Consider the following 14224-nt stretch of genomic DNA (forward strand, 5'->3'; position numbering starts at 1 on the left):
GTCTCGGGCGGGCCGGTCCCGCCGGGCTGTCGGTGGGCGCTGCTAGAACGGGTGTTCGACGGGCACGGGAATCCGACGTGCCCGTCTGCGGGCGAGCGGAGGGAGAGTGGCCGACGTGGCGGTGCTGGACGATCGGGGGACGTCCGGACGGGGTCCGGAGCGGCCGGGGGCCGCTCCGCCGGAGTTCGACCGGCAGCCGCCGCAGGACCTCCCGGCCGAGCAGTCGGTGCTGGGCGCGATCCTGCTCTCGAAGGACGCGATCGCCGACGTCATCGAGATGCTCAAGCCCGACGACTTCTACCGCCCGGCCCACCAGACGGTCTACGAGTGCGTGCTCGACCTCTACGGCCGTGGCGAGCCCGCCGACCCGGTGACGGTCTCGGCCGAGCTCGAGAAGCGCGGCGAGCTGCTGCGCGTCGGCGGCGCCCCGTACCTGCACACGCTCATCGCGACGGTGCCCACGGCCGCCAACGCCGGCTACTACGCCGAGATCGTGGCCGACCGCGCGATCCTGCGGCGCCTGGTCGAGGCGGGCACGCGCATCGTCCAGCTCGGCTACCACGGCGCCGAGGGCTCCGACACCGACGACATCGTCGACCGGGCGCAGGCCGCGGTCTACGAGGTCACCGACCGGCGCGTCACCGAGGACTACGTCGCCCTCGAGGACGTCCTGCAGCCGACGATGGACGAGATCGACGCCATCGCCTCGCGCGGCGGCGTGTCCTTCGGCGTGCCCACGGGCTTCACCGACCTCGACGACGTCACCAACGGCCTGCACGCCGGCCAGATGATCATCGTTGCGGCCCGTCCCGGTATCGGGAAATCGACCCTGGGGATGGATTTTGCCAGGTCAGCAAGTGTGAAGCACGGCCTGACCTCGGCGTTCTTCTCCCTGGAGATGAGCCGCACCGAGATCGTCATGCGCCTGCTGTCGGCCGAGGCGAAGATCCGCCTCGCCGACATGCGTGCCGGCACGATGACCGACGACGACTGGACGCGGCTCGCGCGGCGGATGAGCGAGATCAGCGAGGCGCCGATGTTCATCGACGACTCGCCCAACATGACGATCATGGAGATCCGGGCGAAGGCGCGGCGTCTCAAGCAGCGCCACGACCTCAAGCTGATCATCCTCGACTACATGCAGCTGATGACCTCGGGCAAGAAGGTCGAGTCCCGCCAGCAGGAGGTCTCGGAGTTCTCCCGCCAGCTCAAGCTGCTGGCCAAGGAGCTCGAGGTCCCGCTGGTCGCGATCAGCCAGCTCAACCGTGGTCCCGAGCAGCGCACCGACAAGAAGCCGATGCTCTCCGACCTCCGCGAGTCCGGGTCGCTGGAGCAGGACGCCGACATGGTCATGCTCATCAGCCGCCCCGACGCCTTCGAGCGCGACGACCCCCGCGCCGGCGAGGCCGACCTCATCCTCGCCAAGCACCGCAACGGTCCCACCGCGACCATCACGGTGGCCCACCAGCTGCACTACAGCCGGTTCAGCGACATCGCCCGGGGCTAGGCGCGGGCGCGCAGCGGGCGTGCCACGGCGGCCGCGAGCACCAGCAGCACCACCATGAAGCCGACGGTCGCGGGCCAGCCCGCGAGGCCGAAGGCGACGCCGCCGAGGGTGCCGCCCACCGACGAGCCGACGTAGTAGAAGCCCAGGTACAGCCCGGACGCGACGGCGCGGCCGTGCTCGGCGCGCCGCCCCACCCACGCGCTGGCCACCGTGTGGGCGGCGAAGAAGCCGACGGTGATGAGGCCCAGGCCGGCGACGACGACGCCCACCCACGGCGTCAGCATCGCCACGGCGCCGACGACGCCCACCCCGGCGGCGCCGAGGAGGACGGGGCGGGCGCCCAGGCGGTCGGCGAGGCGTCCGGCGCGGGTCGAGGTGGCGGTGCCGACCGCGTAGAGCACGAACACGAACCCGACCACCAGCGCGGGCAGGCGGAACGGCGGGCCGAGCAGCAGGAACGTCACGTAGTTGTAGGCGCAGACGAACACGCCCATGACGAGCAGTCCGACGGCGTAGAGGCGGCGCATCACGGGGTCGGCGAGGTGCGCGCGGGCCGCTCCGAGCAGCTCCCGGGCCGAGACCGGCGCGAGCCGGAAGCGCCGGGACGCGGGCAGGACCAGCGCGAACACCACGAGGCAGGCGCCGGAGAGCAGGGCGATCCCGCCGAGCGCCCAGCGCCACGAGCCGGTGAGCTCGGCGAGCGCGCTGACCACGATCCGGCCGCCGAACCCGCCCACGGAGTTGCCGGCGACGTAGAGGCCCATCGCGCCGCCGAGGTGCGCACCGTGGATCTCGTCGGCGAGGTAGGCCATCCCGACCGCAGGGAGCCCGGCGAGCGCGAGGCCCTCGAGCCCGCGCAGCACCAGCAGCATCCCGAAGCCGGGGGCGAGCGCCGCGGCCAGACCGAACACGACGGCCGCCGCCAGCGAGCCGACCATCACCGGCCGGCGGCCCCAGCGCTCCGAGAGCGCGCTGGCGGGGATGACGCCGACGGCGAGCGCGGCGGTGGTCACCGAGATCGACAGCGATGCGGTGCCCGGGGTGATGGCGTACGCGGAGACGAGCGCCGGGAGCAGCGGCTGCGTGGCGTAGAGCAGCGCGAACGTCGTGAAGCCCGCGAAGAAGAGCCCGACCGACACGGGACGGAAGCCGGGCTGCCCGCGGCGCAGGGCCGCCGGCTCCGCGAGCTCCACCGACGTCGACATCATTGCCGAGGCTAACGGTCTTGAGTGTCCTCGCGCTTCGTCTCGTCCGTCACCCACGCCAGGTACGGCCCGTGCCCGCCGACGACCGGCAGCACGAGCACCTCGGGCACGTCGTAGCCGTGCTCGGCGACGAGGCGCGCGGTGAGGTCGTCGACGCGCGCGGCGTCGGTCTTGAGCCAGAGCTGCCACTCCGGCTCCACCGACACCGCGCCCTCCCACCGGAACACGCTGCGCACCGGCCCGCTGATCTGCACGCACGCCGCGAGGTGCGCGTCGACGAGCACGCGGGCGAGGCGCTCGGCCTCGTCGGCGGAGTCGGTGGTGGTCAGGACGACACGCGCGGTCGGGTCGGAGGTCATCAGCTCATCTCCCGGGTCGTCGGTCCGTGCCACGATGCGCCGATGCTCCTCGTCACGGGCGCCACGGGGTTCGTCGGGTCGGCGGTCGCCGCGTACCTCCACGAGCGGGGGCACGCGGTGCGCGCGGTGGTCCGCGACCCGTCCCGGGCCGACGTCCTGCCCGCGGGGGTCGAGCGGGTGGCCGCCGACCTCGCCGACGCCGACTCGCTGGCCCGGGCGATGGACGGCTGCGAGGGCGTCTTCCACCTCGCCGCCGCCGTGGGCGTGCCCGGCCCGGAGGCGCGCGAGCTGAACGTCGGTGGCACCCGGCGGGTCGTGGAGGCGGTCCGCCGCGCCGGGGTCCGCCGGCTCGTCCACACCTCGACCAGCGCCGCGGTCTGCGTCCCCGATCCCGACGGGCCCGGCTGCGTCATCGCCGAGGACGCCGCCGGCGGCACCGCGCTCACCGACACGTACTCGACGACCAAGGCCGAGGCGGAGGCGGTCGTGATGGACGCCGTCGCCGCGGACGGGCTGGACGCCGTCGTCGCGACCGTCGTCAACGTGTACGGACCCTCGCCGCGCGGGCCGCTGAGCTACAACCAGCTGTTCGCGGCGGCGGCGCGCGGCGAGGTCGACGGCATCGTCGACACGCGCGTCGGCTGGACGCTCGCCGAGGACGTGGCGGCGGGCCAGCTCCTGGCGTACACCGACGGCGAGGTCGGCCGGCGCTACGTGCTGTGCGGGGAGGTCGCGTCGTTCCCGGAGGTCCTGGACACCTACTGCGGGTTCGCCGGCAGCCCCCACCGGGTGCGGGCCCTGCCGCAGGGCAGCGAGCTGCCCCCCGACGCGCCGCCGTTCGCCGACCGGTCGGTGGTCTACGGCCACCTCGGTGGCTACCGGGTCCGCGACGAGGGCGCCCGGGCGCTGGGCGCGGCACCGCGCGGCATCACCGAGGGGCTCGCGCTCACGGCGCGCTGGATGGCCTGAGCGGTCCCGGACGAGCACCCGGACGTCAGCCGTTCGGGCACGTAGGGGAGGGTCCGGTGGGAGATCGGACACGCCCGCCGTCGCTGGTCGGCCGGGGATGCCAGTCTGGATCCCACGGCTGAACCTGACACGGCCGGGAGAGAGTGAGCAGATGACCGACGACAGCGAGAACGGGGGCGGCATCGTGGCCGCCTCGGGACGGTTCACGCTGGGTGGGGACCTGACGGTCCGTCGCCTGGGGTACGGCGCGATGCGCCTGACGGGCGAGGGGATCTGGGGCCCGCCGAAGGACCCGGACAACGCCCTCGCCGTGCTGCGGCGGGCGGTCGACCTCGGTGTCGACTTCATCGACACCGCGGACTCGTACGGGCCGTACGTCAGCGAGGAGCTCGTCCGCGACGCGCTCTACCCGTACCGCGGCGTGACCGTCGCGACGAAGGCCGGGCTGCTGCGCACGGGCCCGAACAAGTGGATCCCCTGCGGGCGCCCGGACTACCTGCGCCAGGAGGCCGAGATGAGCCTGCGCCGCCTCGGCGTGGAGACCATCGACCTCTTCCAGCTCCACCGCATCGACCCGCACGTCGCCGCCGACGAGCAGTTCGGTCTGCTCGCCGACCTGCAGCGCGAGGGCAAGGTGCGCGAGGTCGGGCTGAGCCAGGTCTCGGTGGCCGACATCGAGGCCGCCGGGAAGATCGTCGACGTCGCGTCGGTGCAGAACCGCTACAACCTGGTGGACCGGTCGTCCGACGACGTCCTGCGCCACTGCACCGAGCACGGCATCGGGTTCATCCCGTGGGCCCCCGCCGACGCGGGCAAGCTCGCCGAGCCCGGCAACGCCGCCGAGCGCGCCGCCGAGAAGTTCGGCGCGACGCCGGCCCAGGTGGCCCTCGCGTGGCTGCTGCAGCGCAGCTCGGTGATGCTCCCGATCCCGGGCACCAGCTCGCTCGAGCACCTCGAGGAGAACTGCGGCGCCGCGTCGCTGGACCTCGACCGCGAGACCGTGGCCACCCTGGACGCCGCGGCCTGACCCGCTCGTGGGCGGGGCCCGCGGGCCCCGTCCACGACGTCAGGTCCCGGTGCGCACCGCGGGACGCGCGCGCTCGGCGTCCCGGCGGGCGCGGCGGTCCTTGAGCCGGGCGACGAGCCCGGTCGGCGGGTCCGGGTCCTCGCCGCGCTCGGCCCGTTCGGCGGCCGCGACGATGCGCCGCTCCATGCCGCCGAACACCAGGACGTGGAACGGGGCGATGACGCGCCAGTAGGCGTGCCCGGCGAGCCCGTGCGGGAAGAAGATCGCCCGCTGCCGGTAGAGCGAGCCCTGCGCGGTCGGCGCGACGCGCAGCTCCAGCCACGCGAGGCCCGGGGCCTTCATCTCGGCGCGCAGGCGCAGCAGGCGCTCGCCGGGGGCGAGGTCGGCGGCGTCGCGGTGGTCGCTCGTGTCGTCGAGGCACTCCTCGACCCGCCACCAGTCCAGGGCGTCGCCCACCTTGAGCGAGTCGGCGTCCCGGCGCCCGCGGCGCAGACCGACGCCGCCGAAGAGGCGGTCGAGCACCCCGCGCGCCCACCAGCCCAGCGGGAACGAGTACCAGCCGCGCTCGCCGCCGATCCCCGTGACGATGTGCCAGACGTTGTCCGCCGACGCGGTGGACGGGCGCTCGCGGACGTCGGTGTAGACGGTGCCGCCCGCCCACTCGGGGTCCGAGGGCAGCGGGTCCGACGGCGCGTAGCTCGCGTTGGCGCCGGACCAGCGTGTCTCCACCTGCCCGGAGCCGATCCGCGCCAGGGCGAGCGACACGGCGCGCCGGAAGCTCGTGAGCCCGCCCTCGGGCTGCGGGACGAAGGTGTCGATGTCGTGCTCGCCGGCGACGACCTCGTGCACCAGCGAGTCGATGAGCGGCACGGCGGTCGAGCGCGGTACCGGGGTCACGAGGTTGACCCAGTGCGACGACAGCCGCGGCGTCAGCACCGGCACCGGCAGCATCGCGCGCCGCGGCAGGTCGGCGACCTCGGCGAAGCCCTCCATCATCTGCAGGTAGGTCAGGACGTCCGGCCCGCCGATGTCGAACGTGCGGTTGACCTCGTGGGGCAGGGTCACCACGCGCACCAGGTAGTGCAGGACGTCGCGGATCGCGATGGGCTGCACGCGGTGGTGCACCCAGGACGGCGTGAGCATCACCGGCAGCCGCTCGGTGAGGTAGCGCAGCATCTCGAAGCTCGCCGACCCCGACCCGAGGATCACCGCGGCCTGCAGGACGACCGTGGGGACGCCGGAGCGCAGGAAGATCTCGCCGACCTCGGCGCGCGAGGCGAGGTGCTCGGAGAGCTCGACGCCGTCGGGGTGCATGCCGCCGAGGTAGACGATCCGCGACACGCCGGCCTCGCGGGCGGCCTGCGCGCTGATCATCGCGGCCTGGCGGTCGACGGCCGCGAAGCCCTTCTCGGACAGCGAGTGCACGAGGTAGTACAGGACGTCGGCGCCCGCGCAGGCGCGCCGCATCGACTCCTCGTCGAGCACGTCGCCGCGCACGATCTCGACCTGCTGGGCCCACGGGACGTCGCGCACCTTGTCGGGGTTGCGCACCACGCAGCGGACGTCGTGCCCCTCCGCCGCCAGTCGCGGGGCCAGTCGCCCGCCGATGTATCCGGTCGCCCCGGTGACCACGCATCGCACGAGGCGATCGTCGTGCCTGGCGCGCCGCGGCGCAGTGTCGATCTGTGCAGGACCCGCTGCGGCCCGACCTGAAACCCCGATGCCGCTATCGGGGTGACACACAGACGAGGGATCCGTCGGCGTGTCGCGGGCGAAAGGCCGTGTCGCCGGGAATCGCCGCGGATCCGCCCCTCAGTCTCCGCGCCCCGGCTGCCGTTGGTGGGGCCAGACGCTCGATGTCGTTGCGCCGTTCGGCGGTGCGGCGAGGAACGGGCCGAACGATCAGCTGTCGGGGAGGTCGAGAGATCGTGTGGGTGTGGCGGGACGACATGGGATCCGGGGAAGCGCGTTCCGGGGCCGGTGGGTGGCGACTGGACGCGTACGGCACGTGGGTGTGGGACGAGCCGTCGCCGCTCGAGCGCCCCGGCGCCGGGATCGGGGCGCTGCGGCGTGGTGAGCCGGCCCGGGAGGGCGAGGGCCGGACGGTGCGGCGCGGCGGCGACCGGGCCCTGGCGAGCCTCGGGAACCCCGGCTCGGAGCCGACGCCGATCTTCCACGAGCTGACCGAGGACCGGACGCGGCCGCGGCGCGCCTACCGCGACCGGGATGCGCTCGCCGTGCCCGAGCCGCACCCCGGCTCCGGGCCGCTGCCGGTGCAGGACGCGTCCGGGCCGCGGCGCTCCGGGCTCTCCGAGGTCCCGACCGTGCCGCCGCCGGCGGTGGATGGGTCCAGCTCCGCTGCGCTGCGTGGACGGGCCGACGGGTCCAGCTCCGCTGCGCTGCGTGGACGGGCCGACGTGTCGGACGCCGCCGGCCTCGACGAGTCCCCCGAGGACGAGCTCCGTCGCCGTGCCGAGCGCCGCCGTCGCCCCCGGGCCGACGAGGCGCGCGGCGACGGCGGGCGGCACGCCTGGCGCGAGGAGATCCGCGGCGGGCGGCACGCCCTGCGTCGCTGACGCCGCGGGCGGGTACCGATTGTCCGGTCGCCCCGCCGGGGCGGCCGGGCGCTCCGGGCGGGCGCGGGCCGGGCGACCGGCTCGGGCCGGGTCGGTGCGGGGCTATGCTGCCGCCCCTGGCGGCCCGTGGGCGGCCCCGTCGGGCCTCACGCGAGCCCGTCCCGGCGCCGCACCCGAGCCGTCCCTCGCGCCCCGTGGAGGTCGCTTCCGTGATCGTCCGTCGTCTCGCCCGGCCCATGCTGGCCGCCATCTTCATCAAGGGCGGGGTCGACACCCTGCTCAACCCCGAACCGCGCATCCAGAAGGCCACGCCGCTGCTGGAGAAGGCCGCGCCGAGCCTGCCCGAGCAGGTCCCGTCCGAGCCCCACCAGCTCGTCAAGATCGACGCCGGCGTGAAGATCGCGGCCGGGTCGCTCCTGGCGATCAACAAGTTCCCGCGGGTGGCGTCGCTGGCGCTCGCCGCGACCCTCGTGCCGACCACGGTGGCGGGGCACCCGTTCTGGGAGAAGTCGGACCCGGCGGAGAAGCAGGCCGACCAGCAGCAGTTCCTCAAGAACGTCAGCATCCTCGGCGGCCTGATCCTGGCCTCGGTGGACACGCACGGGAAGCCGTCGCTGGGCTGGCGGGGCCGTCGCGCCGCCCGCAAGGTCGCGAAGCGCACCAGCGAGTTCACCGGCGAGCTCACCGGCCACTCCGACGACGCGGGCGACAAGCTCCGCGAGGCCGGTGACAAGGTCCGCCGCAACGTCGTCGACGGCGTCGACGTCGCGATCGGCTCGCTCGCGTCCTGACCAAGGCCGGGGGTCGCCGCCCACGGGTGGCGGCCCCCGGGACCGGTCTGGCGCGCTCCCTCGACGGTGCGAGCCCCTAGGGTGTCGGCCGTGTGGACGAACTGGTCCGGCGGCCAGGAGTGCCGGCCGACGGCGACGGTGCGCCCGCTCGACGACAGCGGCGTCTCCGCCGTGGTGCGCCGCGCCGCCGAGCGCGGCCAGGCCGTCCGGCCGGTCGGGTCCGGGCACTCCTTCAGCGCGATCGCCGTCACCGACGGCGTGCACGTCGACCTCTCCGCGTTCAGCGGCATCACCGGCATCGGCGGTCGCCCCAGCGGTCCCACGGTGCGCGTCCGCGCCGGGACCACGCTCGCCCGCCTCCACGACGAGCTCGCCGACCGCGGCCTCGCCCTCGCCGCGCCGCTCGAGCTCGCCGCCCCGACCGTCGGCGGCGCGCTGGCCGTCGGCATGCACGGCAGCGGGCCCGCCGTCGGCTCGCTGTCCGCGGCGGTCGTGGGCCTGCGCCTGGTCGACGGTCGGGGGCGCCTCCGCGACGTCGCCGCCGCCGACCTCGACGCCGCCCGCACCTCGCTCGGCGCCCTCGGCGTGGTGCTCGAGGCCGAGCTCGCCGTCGTGCCCGCCGGCCGCGTGCGGGTCACCCGCGAGCCCCGGCCGGTGGAGGAGGTGCTCGACGAGGACTTCTGGACCGCCCACCCGGTGGTCGAGGCCGCCGTGTTCCCGTCGGCGAGCACGGCGCTCACCCGCTGGCTCGAGCCCCGCCCGGACCACGCCGAGGACGACGACGGCGAGGACGACGAGGACGAGCCCGAGCGCACCGTCGGCGTCACCGTCGCCGGGGCCACCGGGCGGACCGCGCTCGGCGGGGCCACGCTCGTCGAGCGCGCCCTGCCCCGCCTCGTGCCCCGCTTCAACCGCGCGGTCTCCCGGCTCGCCCGCACCGTCACGGCGACCGGGCCGATGCACCGGGTGCTCTCCAGCCCGCCCGCGGTCCGCTTCGAGCAGACCGAGTGGGCGCTGCCCCGCGCCGCGATGGCCGCCGGGACCCGCGAGCTGCTCGCCGCCCTCGCCGACGACCACCTCGAGGTCGGGCTCCCCGTGCGCCTGCGGGTCGGGCCCCCCGAGACGGGCTGGCTGCACCCCGCCCACGACCGCCCGACGGGCTGGGTGGCCGTCCGCGTCCCGCGCGGCACCGACCACGCCCCCGTCCTCGAACGCGCCTGGCGGGTGCTGCGCGACCACGGCGGCCGCCCGCACTGGGCGTCACGCTCCGACTGGACCGCCGCGGACACCGCCGCGTCCTACCCCCGCCTGCCCGACTTCCGGCGGGTCCGCGACGACTACGACCCCGACCGGGTGTTCGCCACGCCTGCGCTGGACGCGGTGCTCGGCGACTGACCGTCCCCGTCGGCGTCGTCCTCGTCCGGGTCCTCCGCGGCCCCGAGGTCGACGGCGAGCCCGACCACGGCCTGGTCGATGCGGCGCAGCAGCCGGGCGGCGGTGAGCATCGTCGCGCGCCGGTGCGGGTCGTCGGTGCGCGCCGCGTGCTCCTCGGCGGCGTCGACAAGCCGCTCGGCGGAGCGCGCCTCGACCTGCCCGCCGTCGGAGGCCCGCCGGCCGCGGACGAGGACGTCGCGCAGCCCGTCGAGGTTCGCCCGCACCTGCGCGGCCGCCGGGTCCAGCGTCGCCGCCCAGGACGGGTCGGCGACGTGGTCGGCGGTGCGGGCCAGCGAGCGCGCGTAGACGTCGCACACGACGAGCACCCGCAGCCCGCGCTGGTAGCTCGACCGGGCCCGGCGACGGGCGAAGGGCGCGGCGAGGGTCTGGGCGCGCAGCCGCAGGGTGGCCAGCGCGTCGTCCATGGCCCGCACGCCCTCCCGGGCCGGCGCCGCGGACCGGCGTCCCACCAGCCGGTCGGTGGCCTCGGCCAGCACCCGGTCCATGGCGTCGACGACCTCGCCGACGGCGTCACCGAACGCCGCCCGGGTACCGCGCGGGAGCACGAGGAACGCGGCCACGACCGCGGCCACCGCCCCGATCGCGGTCTCCTCGATCCGCAGCACCAGCACCTGGACGCTGAACTGCCCGATGAGGCCGTAGACCAGCGCGAGCACGGCCGTGATCCAGAAGGCGAGCATCGAGGGCGACACCCGCACCAGGTAGAGCGCGAGGAAGACGCAGACGAACAGCAGCAGGAGCGAGAGCACCGTGTTGCCGCCGACGAGGGCCGCGAGCCCCATCCCGGCGACGACGCCGCCGACCGTCCCGAGCACCCGCCCCCAGCCGCGGGAGAGCAGATCGCCGCGGCTGTTGGTGCCGGCGAACACCACGAACGCGGTGATGACGGCCCAGTACCAGCGCGACGGCGCGATCGACTCGCCCACGACGATCGCGAGCGTCGCCGCGACCCCGACCTGCACGGCCTGCCGCGTCGACAGCGCGATCCCGCCGGGCGAGGGCTCCGGCGCGGGCTCCTTCTCGCGCCGGACGTCGTCGTCCTCGGGGCGTTCCGACGCGGGACCCGGTCGGTCGTCCTGCGGCAGCTCCTGGGGCATGTCCTCGGGCCGGGAGCGCCCGGCCAGCGCGTCCGGGGCCGGGCCGCCCCCGGCGGGCGGGGGCGGGGGCCGCAGGGGTGCGCCGGCGCCCGGGGCCCCGCCGTCGGGACGCCGTGACGGGGCGTCGACCTGGGCGTGGTGGATCGCGTCGGCGACGCGGCGCACGGCGAACGCCGTGCGCTGCACCCGCTCGCGCCCGGGCCGGGTGTCCGCGACGAGCCCGGCGACCGCCGCGCGGGCGTCGTTGGCGGCCTCGAGGATGGCCAGGTGCCCCTGGCCGGCGGTCAGCGCCGTCTGCAGGTGCCGCAGCCCGGTGCGCAGCGCGGCGACGACGACCGCGTCGATCGGCTCCTGCGCGTCGTCCCGCTGCGGCAGGGCCAGCCGGCGCGCGACGACGGAGAGCCGCTCGAGGGCGAGCTCGGCGTCGGCGACGCGCAGGGCGAGCGTGTCGTCCTCGAGCCCGGGCCAGACGCGCCCGGCGGTGGTCTGCTCGAGGGTGTCCTCGACGAGCAGCGACACCTCCTGCAGGCGCGCGCGGGCGCGGCGCAGCGCCTCGAGGTCGCGCTCGTCCGGCCCGCGCTCGTCCAGCCTGCTCTGGCCGACGTCGGCGAGCACGGCGTCGGTGGCCCCGACCAGCGCGAAGGCCCGCGCCCGGAACGCGGTGACCATCCGGCGCAGTGTGCGGGCGGGGCGCTCGGCGAACACGACGCCGCGCAGCAGCAGGGTCGAGGCGATCCCGACCACCATGGCCAGGAGCAGCCACGGCACCTGTGCGGGCGCGACGCGCAGGAACTGGGTGAAGAAGAAGGGCATGAAGCCCGCCATGCCGAGCGCGAACCCGCGCGGGCCGTAGCGGCGCACCCACACCGCGAGGACCATCACCGCGACGAACGCCGCGGCCGCCGGGATGCGGTAGGGCGCGACGAAGGCACCGGCCACGGTGCTGGCCGCCGCGGGCAGGATCATCAGCGCGGTGGTGACCCGCCGCCGGGGCAGGTCGGGCTCGTTGACCGCGAGGTTCGAGACCATCGCCAGCACGCCCGCGAACAGCAGGACGGTGACGGGCTCGGCGGGGGCCAGCAGCGCGCGTCCGACCGCCACGACCCCGACCGCGAGGACCATCGCGGCGACCGCGATCGAGGCGAGGCGCAGGCGCGTCAGACCGGGGTCGATGCCGGCGAGCCACGTGCGGAGATCGAGGGACCTCCCGGATCGCCGCCCCCTCACCGTCCCCTCCCCCGTCGAGGTCACCTGGTCCGCGGAGTCTCGCACGAGCGAACGTGTCCGGACCGTCCTCGACAGGGTTACCTGCGGGTAATAGGCTCTGGTTACCGGTCGGTAGAAGAACGCTGGCCGACACCACGAGGAGCGAGGCGGGATGGGCCACTACCGGGCGAACGTCCGCGACATCGAGTTCAACCTCTTCGAGGTCTTCCGCGTCCAGGACCGGTTCGGCTCCGGGCCCTTCGCCGACGCCGACGAGGAGACCGCGCGGGCCCTGCTGGGCGAGGTCGCGTCGATGGCCGAGGGGCCGCTCGCCGACTCCTACGAGTCGGGCGACCGCAACCCCGTCCGCTTCGACCCGGCGACCAACACCGCCCACCTCGACGAGGGCATCAAGAAGTCCTACCGCGCGCTGTGGGACGGCGAGTGGTGGCGGCTCTCGGCCGACAACGCCATCGGCGGCATGGGCGTCCCGCCCTCGGTGCAGTGGTCGGCCGGCGAGATGATCCTCGGCGCGAACGCCCCGGTGTTCATGTACATGGCGGGCCCGAACTTCGCGTCGGTCGTCTACCGCAACGGGACCGAGCAGCAGAAGCGCTGGGCGCAGATCATGGTCGACCGCGGCTGGGGCGCCACGATGGTGCTCACCGAGCCGGACGCGGGCTCCGACGTGGGCGCCGGGCGCACCAAGGCCCGCGACAACGGCGACGGCACCTGGTCGATCGAGGGCGTCAAGCGCTTCATCACCTCAGGCGACTCGGGCGACCTCCACGAGAACATCATGCACCTGGTGCTCGCCCGCCCCGAGGGCGCGAAGGCGGGCACCAAGGGCCTCTCGCTGTTCCTCGTCCCGAAGTTCCACTTCGACGACACCACCGGCGAGCCGGGCGAGCGCAACGGCGCGTACGTCACCAACGTCGAGCACAAGATGGGCCTCAACGCCTCGGCCACCTGCGAGCTGACGCTCGGCGCCACCGGCACGCCCGCGATCGGCTGGCTGCTCGGCGAGGTGCACGACGGCATCGCGCAGATGTTCCAGGTCATCGAGTACGCGCGGATGATGGTCGGCACCAAGGCCATCGGCACCCTGTCGACGGGCTACCTGCGCGCGCTCGAGTACGCCAAGGAGCGCATCCAGGGCGCCGACCTCACCAAGCAGACCGACAAGACCGCCCCGCGCGTCCCGATCACCCAGCACCCCGACGTGCGCCGCAGCCTCATGACGCAGAAGGCGTACGCCGAGGGCCTGCGCGCCGTGTACGGGTTCACCGCGACCTACCAGGACGTCATCCGCTTCGGCGAGGCGCCCGAGGCCGAGCGGGGCGCGGTCTCCCAGGAGGAGATCACCCTCGCCGAGAAGGTCAACGACCTGCTGCTCCCGATCGTCAAGGGCGTCGGGTCGGAGCGGGCGTCGGAGCAGCTCATCCAGGCGCTGCAGACCCTCGGTGGCTCCGGCTACCTGCAGGACTACCCGCTCGAGCAGTACATCCGCGACGCCAAGATCGACTCGCTGTACGAGGGCACCACGGCGATCCAGGCGCAGGACTTCTTCTTCCGCAAGATCGTCCGGGACAACGGCCAGGCGCTCATGCACGTCGCCGGCCAGGTCCAGGCGTTCCTCGACGCCGAGGGCGGCAACGGGCGGCTCAAGGAGGAGCGGGCGCTGCTCGCCACCGCGCTGGGCGACGTGCAGGCGTCGCTGGGGGCGATGGTCGGGTTCCTGACCTCCTCGCAGGAGGAGGTCACCAACCTCTACAAGGTCGGCCAGCACGCGGTCCGCTTCCTGCTGAGCGTGGGCGACATGCTCATCGGGTGGCTGCTGCTGCGCCAGGCCGAGGTCGCCGGCCAGGTGCTCGACGCCGGGACCGCCGGCCGCGACCAGGCCTTCTACGAGGGCAAGATCGCCGTCGCGCGCTTCTTCGCCCGCAACGTCCTGCCCGAGCTCACGTCCCGCCGCGCGATCATCGAGGGCGCCGAGAACTCGATCATGGAGATGGACGTGGCATCGTTCTGA

General features: G+C 74.8%; 11 protein-coding genes. 7 read left to right on the forward strand and 4 right to left on the reverse strand.

Features of this window, described 5'->3' with window-relative positions:
- Positions 1-115 precede the first annotated feature (115 nt).
- Positions 116-1507 (forward strand): replicative DNA helicase, encoded by a 1392-nt coding sequence (gene dnaB / locus EV188_RS13955; RefSeq protein WP_133826842.1) that lies wholly within the window; start codon positions 116-118, stop codon positions 1505-1507.
- On the opposite strand, the gene EV188_RS13960 is transcribed toward dnaB, so the two are convergent.
- Together EV188_RS13960 and cutA are read right to left on the reverse strand one after the other, a co-directional pair.
- The gene (locus EV188_RS13960) at positions 1504-2712 is read right to left on the reverse strand and encodes an MFS transporter (protein ID WP_133826843.1); all 1209 of its coding nucleotides are present in this window, start codon (positions 2710-2712) and stop codon (positions 1504-1506) included. The two genes, dnaB and EV188_RS13960, sit on opposite strands and share 4 nt — an antisense overlap.
- Positions 2713-2723: 11 nt before the next feature.
- Positions 2724-3071, reverse strand: a complete 348-nt coding sequence (gene cutA / locus EV188_RS13965; protein ID WP_133826844.1) for a divalent-cation tolerance protein CutA — start codon at positions 3069-3071, stop codon at positions 2724-2726.
- A 42-nt stretch (positions 3072-3113) separates the two neighbouring features.
- Between cutA and EV188_RS13970 the strand changes: the two genes are divergently transcribed.
- Together EV188_RS13970 and EV188_RS13975 are read left to right on the forward strand one after the other, a co-directional pair.
- Positions 3114-4040 carry an NAD-dependent epimerase/dehydratase family protein gene (locus EV188_RS13970; RefSeq protein WP_133826845.1) on the forward strand — a complete coding sequence of 309 codons (927 nt, stop codon included), beginning with the start codon at positions 3114-3116 and terminating at the stop codon, positions 4038-4040.
- A gap of 151 nt (positions 4041-4191) precedes the next feature.
- Complete coding sequence (locus EV188_RS13975) at positions 4192-5067, forward strand: aldo/keto reductase (RefSeq protein WP_133826846.1); 876 nt, start codon at positions 4192-4194, stop codon at positions 5065-5067.
- 39 nt (positions 5068-5106) lie between these two features.
- Here the strand turns inward: EV188_RS13975 and EV188_RS13980 are convergent, their stop codons facing one another.
- Complete coding sequence (locus tag EV188_RS13980) at positions 5107-6708, reverse strand: SDR family oxidoreductase (protein WP_133826847.1); 1602 nt, start codon at positions 6706-6708, stop codon at positions 5107-5109.
- A 371-nt stretch (positions 6709-7079) separates the two neighbouring features.
- Here EV188_RS13980 and EV188_RS13985 point away from each other — a divergent pair, with 371 nt between their 5' ends.
- The 3 genes from EV188_RS13985 (at position 7080) to EV188_RS13995 (ending at position 9829) form a co-directional block, all read left to right on the forward strand.
- Positions 7080-7643, forward strand: a complete 564-nt coding sequence (locus EV188_RS13985) for a hypothetical protein (RefSeq protein WP_133826848.1) — start codon at positions 7080-7082, stop codon at positions 7641-7643.
- A gap of 209 nt (positions 7644-7852) precedes the next feature.
- A complete protein-coding gene (locus EV188_RS13990; protein ID WP_133826849.1) occupies positions 7853-8434 on the forward strand; it encodes a DoxX family protein in 582 nt (193 codons plus the stop codon).
- Between the two features lie 90 nt (positions 8435-8524).
- Positions 8525-9829, forward strand: coding sequence for a D-arabinono-1,4-lactone oxidase (locus EV188_RS13995; protein ID WP_166659875.1), 1305 nt, complete (start codon positions 8525-8527; stop codon positions 9827-9829).
- Here the strand turns inward: EV188_RS13995 and EV188_RS14000 are convergent.
- Entirely contained in the window at positions 9772-12213 is a 2442-nt protein-coding gene (locus EV188_RS14000) for an FUSC family protein (RefSeq protein ID WP_133826851.1), read from the reverse strand. The genes EV188_RS13995 and EV188_RS14000 overlap by 58 nt on opposite strands.
- A gap of 151 nt (positions 12214-12364) precedes the next feature.
- Between EV188_RS14000 and EV188_RS14005 the strand changes: the two genes are divergently transcribed.
- Positions 12365-14224: an acyl-CoA dehydrogenase gene (locus EV188_RS14005; RefSeq protein WP_133826852.1), complete on the forward strand. Its 1860-nt coding sequence runs from the start codon at positions 12365-12367 to the stop codon at positions 14222-14224.

The organism is Actinomycetospora succinea (genome assembly GCF_004363095.1).
Taxonomy (GTDB): domain Bacteria; phylum Actinomycetota; class Actinomycetes; order Mycobacteriales; family Pseudonocardiaceae; genus Actinomycetospora; species Actinomycetospora succinea.